Below are 17,236 nucleotides of genomic sequence, written 5' to 3'. Positions count from 1 at the left end.
GGGGGGATCGCCCACATCGTTGGCTCCTACAAACGATGCGACGTGGCATGCGGTTGTAGGAGCCCACGATGTGGGCGATTTCTAACGCGGGCAATTCCTCATTTCTTCGCCTGCGAACGCTCCCGCGCCGCCTTGAATTCGCTCCCGTCCTTCCATTCCGGCCACAGGTCGCTGTCCGCCAGCTTCTCACCCAGCGCGTAGAACGCCTTGACGTTCTGGATCACGCCATCGAAGTTCCAGCGCATGTCGTAGACGTCGGTGGGCTGGTGGTAGCGGTGGGCGTTGTAGTCCTCTGCGGCAGCCTTACCGGCGGCCTTGCCGCCCTGGACCATGTCGATGCCGCCGCCGGCGGCCAGTGCCGGCACGCCGGCCTTGGCGAAGTTGAAGTGGTCGGAGCGGAAGTAGTGACCCTTCTCCGGCGTGTCGTCGCCGCTGATCACGCGGCCGTCGGCTTTCAGCACGTCGGCGAACAGGTCTTCCAGCGTGCCCTGGCCCAGGCCCGTCACTTCCATGTCCTTCGTGGGCCCGGTGATCGGCAGCGCATCCATGTTGATGTCGGCCACCGTCTTCGCCAGCGGGAAGGGCGGGTGCGCGACGTAATACTGCGAGCCGAGCAGGCCGGATTCCTCCATGGTCACCGCGGCGAACACCACGCTGCGCTTCGGCTTGTCCTGGGCGAACTTGCCCGCGATCTCCAGCAGGGCGGCCACCCCCGTGCCGTTGTCGATCGCGCCGTTGTAGATGGCGTGCCCGGGCAGCGCGGGGTCGTGGCCCAGGTGGTCCCAGTGCGCGGTGTAGACGATCGCCTCGCCGGGGGTGTCGGTGCCCTTCACCATGCCGATCACGTTGTTGCTCAGCGAGTGCGCGATGGTGCTGTCCAGGTGGATCGACGCCTTTGCCTCCAGCGGTACCGCCTTGAAGCCGCGTACATCGGCCTGGTGGGCCAGGTCGTCGAAGTTCTTTCCGGCCTTGGCAAACAGGCGCTGCGCCGCCTCGTGGGTCAGCCAGCCCGCCACCGGCAGGCGCGGGGCGGGCGACTCGTCCTCGGGCAGGTCAAGGCGCGGCATGGTCCAGCTGCTCTGCACCACGTTCCAGCCGTAGGCGGCCGGCTCGGTCTGGTGGACGATGAACGCCGCGGCGGCGCCCTGGCGGGCGGCCTCCTCGAACTTGTACGTCCAGCGGCCGTAGTAGGTCATCTCGCGCCCCTTGAACAGTTTCGGATCGTTGGCGTTCCAGCCCGGATCGTTGACCAGGATGATGACCGTCTTGCCCTTGACGTCCACGCCGTCGAAGTCGTTCCACTGGGCCTCGGGAGCGTCCACGCCGTAGCCGACGAAGACGATGTCGGAGTCTTTGAGGTCCACGTCGGATTTGGCTTGCAGGGTGCCGGCGACCATGTCCTTGCCGAAGGCGAAGGCTTCCTTGCCACCACCCTCGGCGATGTCGAGGGTCAGGGTGTCCTGATGGTTCAGCGTGGTGGACACGGCCGGCACGGTCTGCAGCCAGTCACCCTTGTTGCCCGGTTCCAGGCCCATCCGCTTGAACTGGCTGACGATGTAGTTGGTGGTCAGCCGCTCGCCCAGCGTGCCCGGCTTGCGCCCGTCGTACTCGTCTGATGACAGCGTGCGCAAGTGGGAGGCGAAATCGCCCGCCGTGATCTCGGGGCTGAACTCATGGTGTTCGTTGGCCACCGCCGGCAGCGGGGGCGGCGGCGACGTGGTGGCGCGAGCTGGCGCCGCCGGAGGCGTCGCGGCGGCCTTGTCCTCGTCGTGGGAGTGGCAGGCGGCCAGGGTGAGGGCGGTCAGGCAGGCAAGCGCGAGTCGACGCATCGTCGGGTATCCCCGGGTAGCGGAGGGTGGCCCCCGAGTGTAGCCGCATCCCCGGGCCTGTCGTCCCGGCGCCTACGTGGTCATAATGGAACGTTTGCCGTCACGGAAACCTCCTCATGCGCATCGGCATCGATTTCGGTACCAGTTATTCGGCCGCCGCCGCGGTGGTCGACGGCCAGCTCGAGCTGGTTCGCTTCGGCGACGCCCAGCAGTTCCGCACGGCGGTGTTCTTTCCCGAGGTGGTGCCGAACGTCGACGACTTCGTGCTGACGCCCCTGCTCGAAGTGCAGGTGGACGCCTTCGTGCGGGCTACCCGTGCTGACGAGCGCCAGGCCGGCCGCACGCCGCGCTCGGACCGCGACCTGCGCCGCGATGCGATCCGCGTGGTGCGCCGGCAGTGGATGGAGGAGCGCACGCGCGAGGCGTCCGCGTCGGTCGCCAGCTTCCAGGACGCCTTGTTCGGCGAGGAAGCGGTGGAGGCCTATCTGGAAGAGGGTTCGGGCAACCTGATCGAGTCGCCCAAGTCGATGTTCGGCTACAAGCTGGACCCACGCGTGCGCAAGACCATCGTCAGCATTGCCGCGCATATCCTCGAGCATGTGCGGCTGGTGGCGACCCGTCAGTTCGGCACGCCCGTGCGCGAGGCGGTGATTGGCCGGCCGGTGGAGTTTCGCAGCTCGATGGGCCCGGCCGGCGGCGACCAGGCCCTGTCGATCCTGCGCGAGGCGGCCGGCATCGCCGGTTTCGACGCGGTGGATTTCCTGGAGGAGCCGGCCGCGGCGGCCATGCACTACCACCTCTCCCTCGGCGAGCGGCAGCGCGCGATCATCGTCGATATCGGCGGCGGCACCACGGACGTGGCCTACGCGGAGCTTGGGGCAGGGCGGACACCGATCATGCATCGCAGCTGGGGCCTGCCCCGGGGCGGCACGGACCTGGACGTGGGCGTGAGCCTGCACAGCTTCATGCCCCTGTTCGGCAAGGACATCACGGGCGTGCCCGTGCACCATTTCGTGGAAGCCGCCAGCGTCCACAACCTGCCCAAGCAGCGCGAATTCCGCAAGCAGGACTACCGGTTCGTGGACGAACCGTTCCGGTCGCGCCTCCAGGCGCTGCAGGGCACCGGTTCGACCACGCGGCTGAACCAGTCCGCGGAGCGGGTCAAGATCGGTCTGTCGATGCAGGACGCGACCACCGCTTCACTGGATTTTATCGAGGCAGGTCTACAGATCCATGCCGTTTCAGCGGATTTCGACGCCGCGTCGGAAGATTTCCTCGACCGCATGGCGCGGTTGCTTCGCGATGCCGGCGCGGGTCTGGACGAGGCACCCGCGAGCGTCTTCCTGACCGGCGGTACGTCGCGCTCGCCCCAGGTACGCGCACGGGTCGGCGCCAGCTTTCCGGGGGTGCCCGTCGTGCATGGCGATCCGTCGCTCGGCGTGGTCGCGGGCCTGGCTCAAGCGGCGCTTTTGCCAATTTCATCAAAAGCTTGAGCGGTCGTTATGCCGATTCGGCAAATTCACACTTCACTGGCATTTTTTGCCTTACATGAGTAGTTATATGTCCTGACATCGTCATCCCCGGTATGGGTGAGCACGGGTCGAGGGGGATTCGGCGGGTGGGCAAAGTGCCTGCCCCTGGAACGTGGGGGTTGAACAGATGACTAAGAAAAATCACCCGGGAGAGCCGACATGAGTCGTCTCACGGATGCACAGGGGCTTGAAGATTACGACCTTGTCACGCTCGGCGCCGCGCTGGGCGTGTGCGATGTCGACCTGTTGACGTTGAGCCCGGCGCGCCCTCGCGCCGCGCTGTCCACGAAGACCCATGACGGGGTCACCTATGTCACGGCGCACATCGATTTCGACGTGCGCGGGGCACTGACCGTGCCCGAAGACGCCTGCATGCTGGTGTACCTGCACGAGGCCGGCGAACGCAGCTGGTGCCAGGGCATCAGCGTGGAATCGGAAATGGCGGTGACGCTGCTGCGCGGCACACCCACCGATTTCATGTTCGAGCGCGGTACCCGGTTCACTCTGGTGGTGGCGCCGTATGCCCGCTTCCGCTCGCGGTTCCTGGCGTCCGACCATGCCGACGTGGACATGGCCGCCCAGCGCTTGAGGCTTTTCTCAGTTACCTCGGATCATCTGAAGCGGGCCTACCGGCAGATCGCGGAACGCGTGCGCGAGCCGGTCGATACCGCGTTCGGCCCCGTGGAAGACCTGCTCGACGAGCACATCCGCGTGGCCCTGGGCTCGTCTTCGGAAGACCGTCCGGTGGCCTCGCGCGGTCGCCGTGCGCACTACCAGGTGATGCGCCGCGCGGAACGCTTCATGCGGGCCAACCTGCGCCGGGACATCTACTCCCAGGAGTTGTGCCAGGCCGCCGGCGCCAGCGAGCGTGGCCTGCGCTACGCCTTCGACGACCTGCTGGGCATCCCGCCCAACCGTTACCTGGCCATGCTGCGCCTGTGCACCGCGCATCGCAGCCTGGTCACGGCCGAAGCCGGGCGTCGGTCGGTCAAGTCGGTGGCGCTCAGCTGCGGCATGTGGGACCTCTCGCGGTTTGCGGAGAAATACCGCAGCGTCTTCGGCGAGCAACCGCGTGAGACGCTCACCCGCAGCGCACCGGCGGAAGAGCTCACTGCGGCCGAGGAATACGACGGCTGGTAGGGGCGCCACCGGCTTCCAGGAAGGCTTCCTGCCCATTTCGGGTTGCCTTCCTGACGGCGTAGCGGTATTGGTAAGGGCGTCCTTACCTTGCCTCCCATGCCGAAACGACTCGATATACGGCTCATCGCTCCCTCGGGATATGCGGAAGACCGCGCTGCCGGCCAGCGTGGGATCGAACGTCTCCAGGCCGCCGGCCACACCATTCTGGGCACCGACGTGCTCGACCGGGTCTGCCTGCGCTTCGCCGGCAGCGACACCGCACGCGCCGATGAAATCAACCGCCTCGCCGAGCCCGGCCGCCCCCTGCCGGACATCGTCATGGCCACCTGCGGTGGCTATGGGGCGATCGCGCTGCTGGACCGGCTCGACTACGCCGGACTGGCCGCGCGCTTTGCCGACGCGTCCTGCGCGCTGGTAGGCCACGGCGATTTCACCGTCGTGCAATGCGCCTTGCTGGCGCGCAGCGGGATTGGCTCGTTCCACGGGCCGATGCTGCTGCATGATTTCGGTGCGCCCTACCTGCGCGAAAGCACCTGGCGCGAGTTCTGGCAGACCGTGCTGGCGCCGCGGGCGGATTTCACCTGGAGCTGCCCGGACAGCCAGACCGACCTGCGGGCCAGCGGCGTGCTCTGGGGCGGCAACCTGTCGTCGCTGTGCAGCCTCACCGGCACCGGCTACCTGCCCGATATCGACGGCGGCATCCTCTACATCGAGGAAAGCGGCGAGCAGGCCTATCGCATCGAGAGGATGCTCTACGAGCTGAAGCTGGCCGGCGTCATCGATCGACAGTCGGCCATCCTGATCGGCAGCCTCGGCGGCCACCGGGTAAGCGAATACGATAACGGCTACGACATGGAACACGCGCTGGATCGCTTCGCCGCCGTGTCCGAGGCACCGCTGGTGCGCGGGCTCCGGTTCGGCCATGGGCCGGACAAGGTCACCTTGCCCTTCGGCGCGAGCGCCGAACTGCGTGTCGTCGATGGTGAAGCCACGCTCTCCGCCCGCGATTACCGCTACGCGGGCGAAGATGCGCGGGAAGGCGAGGCCTAGGACAACGCGGTGACCTGGGTGGCGCCGATCACGCCGATGAAGACGACGGACAGCATCCAGAACCGCGTGGGGTCGCGCCACACGCACACGCCCAGGCAGACCAGTCCCAGCACGCAGGACACGATGCCGGCAGCCGTGAGGCCCACCGCGACCAGTGACGGATCGCCGCCGCCGGAGGCGATCAGCATCGGGCGGAAGATGGCATACCAGGCAAGCACCAGGCAGGCGCCGCCGACGATGCCGAGCAGCCAGTTGGCGGGATGGTGTTTCGGCAGCATGTTGATGCCGAGGAAGATCGCGAGAACGGCGACAGCGAAAACGACGAGCAACAAGGCCATGCAGTAACCCCTTTGTCTTTGTCGTGGCCGGCGATCCCCATCGCCAGGCCGTTTCCCGAGCATGGCCCATTCCCACGCGCAGGTCATGCTGCGGCGCAGGAGGGGCATTTCGTCGGCCCAGCGGCCGTTTCGTCGGATTCGTCTTCGGCACGTGGCGTGCGCGTCGTATGCTCGCCCCACTTTCAGGACGGGGTACGCACGATGGGAAAGCGCATGAGCATCCGGTTTCTCGGTCGCATCGTGATGGCGTGGATCGCTGCGCTTTGCGTGCTGGAGGTGGTGTGGAGCAACGTGGGCTGGCACGACGACCTGCCGCTGCTGTTCTCCCTCGCGTGGTTCGTCGGCTTGTTGATCGCCCTGGGGCGCGGCGTCACGCATCTTTACCGTGTGCGTACCATCGCCGGACGGCTGGATACCGAGACGCTGTCCAATCGCCAGCGACGCCGTGTCGAGGTGCCTTACGCAGCCGATGAAGCTTACGAGATCGTCGAAAGCGTGGTGCGCGATCTGCTGCATGTCCACGATGTGTCGGCCACACGTGCCGGGCTGAGGGTACGGGCGATCATTCGCGAGCCCGATCACGAGCGGCCGCGCTTCCGTGGCCGCCGGCTTCCGCGGCTTCCGTTCGACCTGAATACGCGAATCACCGCCACCGTGACACCGGTCGATGGATCGTGCAGTGTCATGTTCGTGTGCGAGCCGGATGCGGGTGCCTGGACGGACTGGTTCAATCCCGACGGCGGCGCGTCGCTGGAATATGCGGAAACCCTGGTGCGTTCCACCACCCAGCGGCTGGCGGAACGACGCAACCGCGAGCGGGCCGACGTGCGCCAGACGACCATGGAGAAGGAGCTGACCGCGGCGCAACTCGGGCTGCTGCAGGCGCAGGTGGAACCGCATTTCCTCTACAACACGCTGGCCAGTGCACAGGAGCTGGTACGCACCGATCCGGCCCGTGCCGATCGCATGCTCGGTCACCTCATCGATTACCTGCGCCGCTCGCTGCCACGCACCGACGGCTCGCTGTCCACGGTAGGCCAGGAGCTGGAACGGTCCACCGCGTGGCTGGAGATCATGAAGCTGCGCATGGGCGAGCGCCTCCTCGTGCATGTGGATGTGGCAGACGACCTGCGGGATACGCCGATGCCGTCGATGATGTTGCAGACCCTGGTCGAGAACGCGATCAAGCATGGCCTCGAACCGAAGCCCGGTGGTGGTGGCATCTGGATTCGTGCCGGCGTCGACGGCGCGTCGCTGGTGCTTACGGTGGCCGACGACGGCCTGGGCTTCCGCAGCGAAGGGGCCGGCACGGGCATCGGCCTGCGCAACCTGCGCGAACGCCTGCGGCTGACCTATGGCGCCGCCGCCAGCTTCGCCATCGGCAACAATTTTCCCAACGGTGTGGCAGCGACCCTCACGCTGCCGGTGAAAGGAGCGTTCGATCATGCCTAAGTGCATCGTCGCCGAGGACGAGAAACTGCTTGCCACCGCGTTGCAGCGCGAACTGGCCGCGGCCTGGCCGGAACTGGAGGTGGTGGCGGTGTGCGAGGACGGCGGCGAGGCCCTGGAGGCCATCGCCACGCATCGCCCGGACGTGGCCTTCCTCGATATCCGCATGCCCGGCCTGACCGGCATGGAGGTGGCCGCGGCAGCCGCCGATGCCAGCCCCGCGACGCTGGTGGTGTTCGTCACGGCCTACGACCAGTACGCCGTGGATGCGTTCGAACGCGGCGCCGTGGACTACCTGCTCAAGCCGGTGGTCGGCCAGCGACTGGCACAGACCGTGGCCCGGCTGCGCAGCCGGCTGGCGGACGATGCGGAAAGACACGCCCGCCGCACCGGCGACGTGGCCCGCGACCTGATCGCGCGCTTCGAGGAGCCCGCGGCCGAACCGTTGACCTGGATCACCGCCGGCGCGGGCAAGGCCACGCGCCTGATCCTGGTGGACGACGTGATCTATTTCCGCGCCGACAACAAGTACACGCTGCTGGCCACGGCCGAGGGCGACGCGCTGGTGTCGCGTCCCATCCGCGACCTGCTGCGCCAGCTGGATTCGCGCACGTTCCGGCAGATCCACCGGTCCACCATCGTCAACCTGCGCCAGGTGGCTTCCGTGGAACGCGACGACAGCGGCAAGGGCTGCCTTCGCCTGCGCGGGCGACCGGAAACCCTCAGTGTCAGTCAGCCGTTCATGGCCATCTTCCGGGCCATGTGACCCAAGGAGTATCGCCATGCGACTGTTACTCGCCATCGTCTATTGCTTCATGAACCTGGCCGGCTGCACGGACGCGCAGAACCGCAGCCTGGTGATGACCGCCAGCGACAACGGCCACGTGACGCTCGACAGCCGCACGGACGTGCGCATGGGGCGGGCGCGTTTCGCCTGCGCGGCCAGCGACTCCGGGCAATGTCACTACACCGTCTTCGACGGTGCGAACGCGGTGCGTACGTTTGCCCTCGCCGTGCGCGAGGAACGGCTGGTGGATCGTTTGCCGGGCGGATTTTCCGTGTGCGTCACGCCACAACCGGGCGAGGTGACGCCCGCCTGCAAACCCGCCTGATCGTCTTTCCCCGCCGCGGGAGTCTGATGAACCGGCCCCCGCGGCCGGACGTGGGTATCAGGGCGAGCTACCCGGCGCGGTGACCGGCGTGCTACGCGGCACCACGGTGAAGGTGATCTTCGACGGGTGCGCGGCATCGTGGTGCACGGCGTTGTGCGCGATGACCCCGCTGGCCTCGTCGTAGTTGTTGCCGCCCGTGTTGAGGTTGCGGTCGAATCGCGGGAAGTTGCTGCTGGAGATCGCCACGCGCAGCTTGTGGCCCGGGTAGAACAGGTTGCTGGTGTCGATCGGCTGGAAGGTCACCTTGTACACCTCGCCATCCTTCATCCATACCGGCGGCTTGTCATAGCCCTCGCGATAACGCATGCGCTGGATGTTCTCGGTGAGGTTGAAGGCCTTGCCGTCGGTGCCCACGTCCATCACCTTGAAGGTGAAGTCGGTGTCCTTCGCATCGGAGGAGACATACAGCGTGACGGTGATCGGGCCGCTGACTTCCGTCGCCTCCTTGAACGGCTCGGAGTCGTACACCAGGATGTCGTTGCGGGCCAGCTGCGGGTTCTGGTCGAACGAGCCGAACTTCACGGCCGTGCCCTGGCAGCAACCGCCACCGCCGAGCGTGGTCACGGGGTTCATCGGGTCGTAGACGAAGCGGTCCGGCTGGTCCGTGCCGCCGGCCGCGGCCACTAGCTTGCCATCGCCGTAAAGCGTGTTGGCCTTGCCGCCGCTGGTGAGGAAGAGGTCGCGCGGGGTCGCGTTGGCCGGTGGCCACGTGGCCGAGTCGTGCCACTTGTTCTCGCCCATGACGTAGTACATCACCTTGGGCTGCTTATCGACGACGGGGCTGTCCACGCCCTTGAGGAACTTGTCGAACCAGCCGAACACCAGCGACTCGTAGTCGAAGCGCGCATCGCCCACGTCGAGGTCGCCGATCATCGTGTGCTCGCTGGCGCGGGTGAACCCGCAGTGCAGCGCCGGCGCGATGATCGCGTACTGCTGGTCGGCGACCTCCTTCGACGCCGTGGCACGCACGCGGTTGTACGCGGCCAGGTTGGGCGACACGGACACGTCGAACCAGCTCATGAACCACAAGCCCGGCCGGTCGATCTTCATGTTCTCGTGCCACAGGCCGCCCTTGTTCCAGGCCGGGCTGTTGGGCGTACGCGCGATCATGTTGCCGCCGGTCGGCACGTCCATGGCATCGGCGAAGATACCCTTGGGGCCATCGACCGCCTTGAGGATGTCTTTTTCGGGCAGGTGCCAGAACGCCTTGTCCCAGTCCACCGGCGGCATCTGCGGGTCCAGGTCGAACGCCTTGGACGCGCGGATCAGGTCCGCCTGCGAGGTGTTGGCGGGAAACATCGGCCGTACCTGGTTCTGTTCGCCGTAGATCCATGCCTGGAACAGCATCTGCACCGCGCCGCCGCGGAACCAGTTGCCTTGCTCGTAGAACGGGCCGACCCGGCCGACGCCGGCACCGAAGCCCTGCACGTTGAAGGCGGCCAGGCCCGGCTCGTTTTGCGCGACGACGGCCATCTGCCATTCCGCCGTGGACGAACATCCCGTGGTGCCCACCTTGCCGTTGGACCACGGCTGCGAGGTCATCCAGCGCACGGCGTCGACACCGTCGCTCACGGGTGCGCCGAGGATCTCGTAGTTGCCTTCGGAGAAGTAGTGGCCGCGCTCGTTCATGTCGACGTACGCGTAACCGTGCTTCACCGCCGTCAGCTCCCGGCTCATGTCGCTGGGCGCGCCGAGCTTCACGTCCCAGAAATTGAAGTTGTACGGGGTGCGCACGAAGATCGTCGGCACCTTACCCGCTGCGTTCTTCGGTCGGTAGACGTCGGCGGCCATGCGCTTGCCGTCGCGCATCTTCACCATCACCTTGCGATCCACCACGGCCACGGCCTCGAGCTGCCGCTCGATATCCTCGCGCTTGGCGATCGTCGCCTTCTGTTCCGGCGTCAGTACCTGCTGCGCGGCGACGGGACCGGCCACGAGGGCAAGGCAGCAAGCCGCCAGCACGACCGACGAGCCGGTCATGAGGGGACGAAGGGCAGGGCGCGTGGTCAGCATCAGGCAACATCTTTTTTCAGGGACGGTTCATCGAGTCTGACAAAACGCGCCCCCCGCGACAATGCCGCCGATAACCGCACGCAACACGTTCGCGCACGTGCGTGCGCTCCTACCCCCAAGCAACACGCCCACGTAGGAGCGCACGCACGTGCGCGAACCCTCAATGGCGCGATGGCGAAAGAGGCCGTCCCCACCCCCATGCCGGCGTTTCCGAGCGCAAAACGAAGGAAAGGTTTTGTACGAGGGATACGGCGACGGTGGATACCCCGAGGGATAGATACGTCGAGCGTTGGAAACCGCGAGGGTTAGATAAAGCGCGCCAGCACCTCGGTGACCAAACGATGGTCTTCCAGCGAGGGCAGGCCGGAGGCGGTGATCGCGCCGATGACACCCAGGCCGCGCAGGCGCAGCGGGAAACCGCCGCCGTCGTGGGCGTGGTCGGCGGCGGAAAGGCCGTAGCGTGCTTCCAGGGACTGGTTGGCCTTCGCCAGTTTCATGCCGACGGCCAGCGTGCTGGTGCCTAGGGCGAGCACGGTGTTGCGCTTGCGGCGTACCCATTGCCCGTTGGCGACGTCGGTGCCGGGCAGGGCGGCGTGGAACAGCGTGCGATCGCGCAGCGCGATCTCGATGGCCACCTTGCCGGAGCGGTGCAGGGCCGCTTCGCGCAGCGCGCAGCCGATGTCCCAGGCCTGCGCGAGGGTGAGCGTATCGAACTGCAGGCGCGCCTCTTCGGCGGCCAGTTCCTGGAGTGTCGGCTCGGTCACGTATCCCACCTCATGCATCAGCGTATGAGGTGGGATTCTAGCGTGGGGAAACTACGCCTGGCCGGCCGTCTTGCCCTTGCGGGCCTTGGCCGGCGCACGCGGCACCTCGGGCAGTGGCGCGCGGCGGGAGTGCGAATACACGTATGAAACGAAGGCGGCGGACGAACGGTCGGCCGGGGCTCCCTTGGGGAAGCGGTTGTCGGGTTTCAGAGGGGGCATGACATTCCAGAAGCGGCGTTGGGTCGACCAGGCGAAATCACGCGCGAGGGATGCCGCCCGGCGCGCCGGACGGTAACTGCACCATGCGCCTTCGATTGTTAGTTCGGTGTAAGGCGGCGCCCGGGACGATCTGCCGTATTCGCGCAATCGGGATTTTCGGCTGGGCTAGGCTAATCCCACCTCCACGGCCAGAGACTGCCATGCGCTCAGTTTTTCGTTTGCTTCCGCTGTGTTTTGCCACGGCGTTGTCGGTCGTCGCCGCACCGGTGTTCGCCCAGGGGTTCGCTTCCACCGGCCTGGGCCAGGCGTGGCCCAACGCGTCGGACGTGAGTGCCAGTTCGGCCTACCACGTCTTCGTTTTCGAGCGGCTGGGCACGCGCTATGTCCAGGTCAACGATCTGCACGGCAATGTGCGGGGCGCCTTCGCCTATGCAGGGAAGGACATCGTGGGCCTGCCGATCGGCCTGGATGCGGCCCGTGTGGCCACGCCCAGCGAACGGTCGGCAATGCGTCCCGCCGGTACGCGCACCATCGTGTATCGCGACGACACGATCACGATCACCGTCGTGACCAGCCCGGGCGGCATCGTGTATCTGCAGGCCGTGCCTTCCGACTGCAAGAATCCCGCGGAGTGCTCGAGCACCTTTCAGTAAACCGGAACCGGAACCTGGGCGGCGGGCGTCAGTCCGATACCGCCGTCCCACCGTGGGCCGGATCGTCGAGGGCGCGAGCGCGCGTGAGCCGCGCCATCTTGATCCGGGCAATGGGGATACCGATCAGCAAGGCGCCGGAGAGGACGAAGGCGAGGGCGATCTGCGCGTTGATCATCGGTGGGTCTAGCAGCGTCGTCGACGTGGTGGCCAGGACCACGCTGGCCACCAGGCCGGCCAGCGCACCGCCTTGCCAGCCGAAGCGCAGTGTGAGAGCCAGCACCGGTAGCGCAACGCTCAGGCGCAGCGCCATCAGCAGGCCGTCCTGTGTGTGACTTGCCAGCAGGCCGACCGCCAGCATGCCCGAGGCTGCCGCGACGATCAGTGCGGCCGTGCGCGGGCGGAGGCCACCGTGCAGCCATTTCAGGGACGCGGGCGCGTCGAAAGCCGTCTTCAGCGCCAGGATGGAGGGGGTGAGGGTCAGGGCGCCCAGGTAGGAGCCCAACAGGTAGGCGAAGAAGTAGGTGCGTGCATCCAGGTCGGGCCATGCACCGGGCGCGGCGGCCAGTGCCGCACGCAGCGCCAGATCGTTCAGGCCGGCGTTGAGCAGCGCGCACACCAGGGTGGTGGCCAGGATCAGGCCGATATTGAGCGAGCCGTCCGCGCGATGCAGGGCGAGCTTCCGGCGCACCAGCGCGACGACCGGCATGCATAGCGCGATCACCGGTATGCCCGTGACCAGCGCCCAGTTCAGGCCGAAGCGTGGCGCGAACAGCACGGCATGCTCGATGACCGGCAGCGTCTCGCCGAGCAGCAACGCTGGCCAGTAACGACGCGGCACCAGCATCAACGCGGACAGCCGAAGGCCGGACGACAGGTTCCAGTGGGAAAACGAGACATGTTGCGTCAGTTCGTAACAGGCGGCGTAGGCCGCGGCGATGGCCATCAGTGCGCCGATCGAGATCCGTTTCGGTTCCGCATCCTGCACGTTCGTCTCCTTACATGGTTCGCCAACGGCGTCGGCCTGCGGGCCAGCGCCCCCGTCGGTCGCCCCTGCCACGACCTGTACGGGCGATTGTGCGTGTGAAATCCTTTACGAACACACCGTGCGCCGTCAGTTTTTCAACGCTTGCCGTTTCCGCGCAGCGAACGGCCGCAAATGCCTGAGGTTCCAGGCGTGCGCCACCACGAGGGCGCTGGCGCCGCAGGCGACGCCCAGCGGATGCATCCAGCCGGCACCGACGCCCGCGACATACCACGAGCCGAACAACGCAAGGATGCCGGCCGCCGCCAGCAAGGCCGGGCCGACGCGTCGGTGGTACCAGGCGCCACGCGCCATCGCCAGCGCGCTGATGAGTGCGCCCGTGCCCACGAACCAGGGCTCCAGGCTGATCAACCGCAGTAACGCCATGGCGAGTGCCCGGTGCGGGGCATGGAAGGAATACAGCGCAAGATAAAGCGAAGGCACCGCGAATAGGAGCAGGGGCAGGGCCAGGCAATGGATGGCGCAGCCGATGGCCCAGAAAGAGGCAAAGCGATCGAATGAGCGGGAGGGCTGGCGCGGTACGAGGCAGGTCATGTAACTTATGTTATAACATAACAGATTGAGATGGCGTCATGAGCGAGCGGCAGTGGGATGGTGTATTGCGTTGCCGTGGGCTTCGATTCGCCTGGCCATCGTCGGATGCGGTGCTGATGCTGGACGACTTCGAGGTGGCGCGCGGCGAGCGGTTGTTCCTGTGCGGGCCCAGCGGAAGCGGCAAGAGCACGCTGCTCGGCCTGATCGCCGGTGTCCTCACGCCCAGCGCGGGCGAGGTCGAGGTGCTGGGCACACCGCTGTCGTCACTGGGCTCGTCGGCACGCGATCGTTTCCGGGCGGACCACCTCGGCTACATCTTCCAGCAGTTCAACCTGCTGCCGTTCCTGGACCCCATCGAAAACGTACTGCTCGGCTGCGCGTGGTCGCGCACGCGCACGGCGAGGGCTGGCGCGGTGCGTTTCGAGGCGGCGCGCCTGCTGGGTGCGCTGGGGCTGGACCAGCGCGCGCTCTCGCGACGCAAGACGGGGGAACTGAGCGTCGGGCAGCAACAGCGCGTCGCGGCGGCGCGTGCGCTGATCGGCGGCCCTGAACTGGTGGTGGCCGACGAGCCGACCTCGGCGCTGGATACCCAGGCCCGCGACACGTTCCTGCAGCTGCTGCTGAGCGAGTGCACGCGGCACGGCACCGGCGTGGTGTTCGTCAGCCACGACATGGCGCTGGCCACGCACTTCGATCGCGCGCTTGTCCTCGGCGACGCACCCTCCCACCGGATGGTCGCCTGATGAACATCCTTCGCCTTACGCTGAAAAGCCTGCGCCAGCGTCGCGCCGGCGTAGCCCTCACGGTGCTCACCATCGCGCTGAGTGTCTTCCTGCTGCTGGGTGTGGAGCGCGTGCGCACCGATGCACGGCAGGGGTTCGCCAGCACCGTGTCCGGTACCGACTTGCTGGTGGGCGCGCGGTCGGGCCCGGTCAACCTCTTGCTGTACGCCGTGTTCCATGTCGGCGAGGCTACCAACAACATTACCTGGAAAACGTACCAGGACATCCGCGCCATGCCCGAGGTGGCCTGGACGGTGCCGCTGTCGCTGGGCGATTCGCACCGTGGCTACCGGGTGACCGGCACCACCACCGATTTCTTCGTGCACTACCGCTACGGCGCGCGCAAGCCACTGGTGTTCGCATCCGGCCATCCGTTCAACGACCTGTATGACGCGGTGATCGGCGCGGAAGTGGCCCGGCGCCTGCATTACGCGGTCGGCGACTCGATCGTGCTGGCGCACGGCCTGGGCGGACCCGCCACGGCCATGCACTCCGATAAGCCGTTCCGTATCGCCGGCGTGCTCGCACCGACCGGCACGCCGGTGGATGCGACCATCGCGGTCAGCCTGGAAGCCATCGAGGCGATCCACGTGGACTGGCGTTCCGGCGTACGCCTGCCCGGCATGGCCTCCAGCGCCGAGCAGGCACGCCACATGGACCTGACCCCGCGTGCGATCACCGCCTGCCTGGTGGGGCTGCACTCGCGGCTGTCCGCCTTCGCCGTGCAGCGTGCCTTGAACGAGTACCCCGACGAAGCCTTGCTGGCCGTGCTGCCCGGCGTGGCGCTGGGTGAACTGTGGCACCTGCTGGGCACGGCGGAAAACGCGCTGCGCCTGGTCAGCGCCATGGTGGTGCTGGTCGGCATGTGCGGCATGCTCACGGCCTTGCTCGGCATGCTCAACGAACGTCGCCGCGAGATGGCCGTGCTGCGTGCGGTGGGCGCCTCCACCCGCACCGTGTTCGCACTGCTGGTGGCCGAGAGCACGTTGCTGACCCTGGCCGGCATGCTGGCCGGCTGCCTGCTGCTGTTCGTCGCCACGGGGTTTGCGCACGACTACGTGCTGGCCAACGCCGGCCTGGTGCTCGACGCCACGCCCGCGCCGCAGGAGGGATGGTTGCTGCTGGGCGTGCTGGTACTCGGCTCCCTCTCCGGATGCATACCCGGATGGATCGCCTACCGCCGCTCGCTGGCCGATGGCCTGCAGGTGCGCCTGTGATCGCGCGTGCGTGCGGCCTGGCCGTCACCGTGCTGTTGCTGACGGCGGCCTGCTCGCGCGGTGCCGACGACGCCGCATCCGCACCCGCCGGTACCGCCACCTCGGCCCTGGCCCAGGCGCAGGCCGCCGCGGACCAGGGGCGTCGGGAACGCGCGAAAGCGGGCGCCGAAGGTGTCGCCGCCGCCAATGCCTACGCCGCCGCCCATGGCGTGGCGAAGGCAAGCGCGCCGCCCGGCGCTGGCCTGCTCGGTCCCGTCGACGAAAACGGCTTTGCCGACCTCGACTGGAGCAAGATGGTGCCGCCGGAGGATTTCAAGGCGCTGGAAGACGCGCCACCGGTGCTGCACGTCGGCAACCAGCGGATGAAGCAGGTGGGCACGCTGCATACCGTGGCGGCGCTGGAAGGCAAGAAAATCCGCCTGCCGGGCTACGTGGTGCCGCTGGAGTCGGACGACGACGGCAAGATGATCGAGTTCTTCTTCGTGCCGTTCTACGGCGCGTGCATCCACGTGCCGCCCCCGCCGCCGAACATGCTGGTGCACGTGCGCCTGAGCAAGGGTATCGATACGCCCAGTCTGTACGACCCGGTCACCCTCAAGGGGGTCATGCGCACGCAGGTGACGCAGAACGCCATGGCCTCGTCCGCGTACACGATGGAGGACGCCACCCTCGAGCCGTACCGCAACGATGACGACGAGCGCCTGCGACGCGCGTTCGAATGACGGCGCTTCGCCGCGGTCGCGTGTGGATGCTGGTGGCGGGCGTCATGGCCACGGCGCTGGCCTTACTGCTGTCCTGGCAGGCGGACGAGCGGGGGACGGGCGAGCGGACACCACCGGCCACGACGGTCGAACCGTCGTCCGCGAGCCCGGCACCGCCCGATCCGCCGATGCCTCCGCCCGCGATCATCGCCCGCGGCACGGGGACGGAACAGCTGGGACCCCTGCTGCAGACGAACGCGGCGTTCGCCAACGACACGATCTTCCTCGTCGTCGCCTCGTTGCGCTCACGGTGCCAGCCTGCGCATGCGCACGAGCTGGCTGCCATGGCGGCCCAGGCGCGGTTGCCGATGCTCGCGGGCGTCACGGAAGCGATCGGCACGCAACCGACAGGGCGCACCTACCTGCTTGCGGCGGTGCGTGACGTGTCCGGTCGTGCGCCGTGCAGCGGGCCGTTCGACCTGACTATCGGCGACTTTACCCAGCGACTGGATACGGAGCGCTATGCCGCCGCGTTTCCGGACAGCTATTTCGACCCGACCATGGTCGTGATACCGCAGGAATTCACGAACCGTTCCCTGGCCGACCGCGCGCGCGACGAATGTGGCAAGGTGGCCTACGCCGTCCTGCCGCTGGATGCGCCCCGCGCGTGGCAATGCGCGGGCCTGCGCGCCCAGGGCCGCGAGCGCGTGCGTTCGCTGTGCGCGAAGGCCGGCGAGGCGGATGCCGCCGCCATGCAGATACGCGACGCGGTAGGCCGCATGCCCGCCACGTGCCAATAGT

At 67.4% G+C, this 17,236-nt stretch carries 18 protein-coding genes; 11 read left to right on the top strand and 7 right to left on the bottom strand.

All coding sequences use genetic code 11. The annotated features are described in order from the left end of the window. Window positions 1-98: 98 nt before the first annotated feature. Window positions 99-1,829 (bottom strand): M28 family metallopeptidase, encoded by a 1,731-nt coding sequence (locus tag ACVKN3_RS09295; protein WP_354514083.1) that lies wholly within the window; start codon window positions 1,827-1,829, stop codon window positions 99-101. 116 nt (window positions 1,830-1,945) lie between these two features. Between ACVKN3_RS09295 and ACVKN3_RS09290 the strand changes: the two genes are divergently transcribed. The 3 genes from ACVKN3_RS09290 to ACVKN3_RS09280 all read left to right on the top strand — a co-directional run bounded on the left by ACVKN3_RS09290 (window position 1,946) and on the right by ACVKN3_RS09280 (window position 5,551). Beyond that, window positions 1,946-3,322, top strand: a complete 1,377-nt coding sequence (locus tag ACVKN3_RS09290) for an Hsp70 family protein (RefSeq protein ID WP_354514085.1) — start codon at window positions 1,946-1,948, stop codon at window positions 3,320-3,322. Window positions 3,323-3,520: 198 nt separating this feature from the next. Next, the gene (locus ACVKN3_RS09285; protein ID WP_036142334.1) at window positions 3,521-4,501 is read left to right on the top strand and encodes a helix-turn-helix domain-containing protein; all 981 of its coding nucleotides are present in this window, start codon (window positions 3,521-3,523) and stop codon (window positions 4,499-4,501) included. Window positions 4,502-4,597: 96 nt separating this feature from the next. Then, window positions 4,598-5,551 carry an LD-carboxypeptidase gene (locus ACVKN3_RS09280; RefSeq protein WP_354514088.1) on the top strand — a complete coding sequence of 318 codons (954 nt, stop codon included), beginning with the start codon at window positions 4,598-4,600 and terminating at the stop codon, window positions 5,549-5,551. On the opposite strand, the gene ACVKN3_RS09275 is transcribed toward ACVKN3_RS09280, so the two are convergent. Further along, entirely contained in the window at window positions 5,548-5,889 is a 342-nt protein-coding gene (locus ACVKN3_RS09275) for a hypothetical protein (RefSeq protein ID WP_036142332.1), read from the bottom strand. The two genes, ACVKN3_RS09280 and ACVKN3_RS09275, sit on opposite strands and share 4 nt — an antisense overlap. Before the next feature lie 213 nt (window positions 5,890-6,102). Here ACVKN3_RS09275 and ACVKN3_RS09270 point away from each other — a divergent pair, with 213 nt between their 5' ends. From ACVKN3_RS09270 to ACVKN3_RS09260, 3 genes are read left to right on the top strand one after another with little or no spacing between them, the layout of a single operon-like run. Continuing rightward, window positions 6,103-7,341, top strand: a complete 1,239-nt coding sequence (locus ACVKN3_RS09270; protein ID WP_285402486.1) for a sensor histidine kinase — start codon at window positions 6,103-6,105, stop codon at window positions 7,339-7,341. Then, window positions 7,334-8,104, top strand: coding sequence for a LytR/AlgR family response regulator transcription factor (locus tag ACVKN3_RS09265; RefSeq protein WP_354514090.1), 771 nt, complete (start codon window positions 7,334-7,336; stop codon window positions 8,102-8,104). Before ACVKN3_RS09270 ends, ACVKN3_RS09265 begins: the two co-directional genes overlap by 8 nt. 16 nt (window positions 8,105-8,120) lie before the next feature. After that, a complete protein-coding gene (locus tag ACVKN3_RS09260; RefSeq protein WP_354514092.1) occupies window positions 8,121-8,450 on the top strand; it encodes a hypothetical protein in 330 nt (109 codons plus the stop codon). A gap of 57 nt (window positions 8,451-8,507) precedes the next feature. On the opposite strand, the gene ACVKN3_RS09255 is transcribed toward ACVKN3_RS09260, so the two are convergent. The 3 genes from ACVKN3_RS09255 to ACVKN3_RS09245 form a co-directional block, all read right to left on the bottom strand. Next, window positions 8,508-10,523: a CocE/NonD family hydrolase gene (locus tag ACVKN3_RS09255; protein ID WP_354514095.1), complete on the bottom strand. Its 2,016-nt coding sequence runs from the start codon at window positions 10,521-10,523 to the stop codon at window positions 8,508-8,510. 305 nt (window positions 10,524-10,828) lie between these two features. Next, window positions 10,829-11,287, bottom strand: coding sequence for a heme-degrading domain-containing protein (locus ACVKN3_RS09250; RefSeq protein ID WP_285402481.1), 459 nt, complete (start codon window positions 11,285-11,287; stop codon window positions 10,829-10,831). 51 nt (window positions 11,288-11,338) lie between these two features. Then, complete coding sequence (locus ACVKN3_RS09245) at window positions 11,339-11,506, bottom strand: hypothetical protein (RefSeq protein ID WP_285402479.1); 168 nt, start codon at window positions 11,504-11,506, stop codon at window positions 11,339-11,341. 200 nt (window positions 11,507-11,706) lie between these two features. On the opposite strand from ACVKN3_RS09245, the gene ACVKN3_RS09240 reads away from it, so the two are divergent. Beyond that, complete coding sequence (locus ACVKN3_RS09240; RefSeq protein WP_285402478.1) at window positions 11,707-12,159, top strand: hypothetical protein; 453 nt, start codon at window positions 11,707-11,709, stop codon at window positions 12,157-12,159. A gap of 28 nt (window positions 12,160-12,187) precedes the next feature. Here ACVKN3_RS09240 and ACVKN3_RS09235 read toward each other — a convergent pair whose 3' ends face one another. Next, window positions 12,188-13,144: an MASE1 domain-containing protein gene (locus tag ACVKN3_RS09235; protein ID WP_354514098.1), complete on the bottom strand. Its 957-nt coding sequence runs from the start codon at window positions 13,142-13,144 to the stop codon at window positions 12,188-12,190. A gap of 126 nt (window positions 13,145-13,270) precedes the next feature. Beyond that, a complete protein-coding gene (locus ACVKN3_RS09230) occupies window positions 13,271-13,735 on the bottom strand; it encodes a MerC domain-containing protein (RefSeq protein ID WP_354514100.1) in 465 nt (154 codons plus the stop codon). 116 nt (window positions 13,736-13,851) lie between these two features. On the opposite strand from ACVKN3_RS09230, the gene ACVKN3_RS09225 reads away from it, so the two are divergent. Genes ACVKN3_RS09225 through ACVKN3_RS09210 form a run of 4 tightly spaced genes read left to right on the top strand, consistent with a single transcriptional unit; the run spans window position 13,852 to window position 17,235 of the window. Then, the gene (locus tag ACVKN3_RS09225) at window positions 13,852-14,478 is read left to right on the top strand and encodes an ABC transporter ATP-binding protein (protein WP_285402573.1); all 627 of its coding nucleotides are present in this window, start codon (window positions 13,852-13,854) and stop codon (window positions 14,476-14,478) included. Between the two features lie 5 nt (window positions 14,479-14,483). Then, entirely contained in the window at window positions 14,484-15,734 is a 1,251-nt protein-coding gene (locus ACVKN3_RS09220) for an ABC transporter permease (RefSeq protein WP_456991631.1), read from the top strand. Next, window positions 15,731-16,456 carry a DUF3299 domain-containing protein gene (locus ACVKN3_RS09215; RefSeq protein ID WP_285402471.1) on the top strand — a complete coding sequence of 242 codons (726 nt, stop codon included), beginning with the start codon at window positions 15,731-15,733 and terminating at the stop codon, window positions 16,454-16,456. The genes ACVKN3_RS09220 and ACVKN3_RS09215 overlap by 4 nt, the downstream gene beginning before the upstream one ends. Beyond that, the gene (locus ACVKN3_RS09210; RefSeq protein WP_354514103.1) at window positions 16,453-17,235 is read left to right on the top strand and encodes a hypothetical protein; all 783 of its coding nucleotides are present in this window, start codon (window positions 16,453-16,455) and stop codon (window positions 17,233-17,235) included. The genes ACVKN3_RS09215 and ACVKN3_RS09210 overlap by 4 nt, the downstream gene beginning before the upstream one ends. Window position 17,236: the final 1 nt, after the last annotated feature.

This window comes from Luteibacter sp. PvP120 (assembly GCF_054055715.1).
The sequence above is the reverse complement of the archived record's forward strand: the minus strand, read 5'-3'. Positions and strand labels throughout refer to the sequence as shown.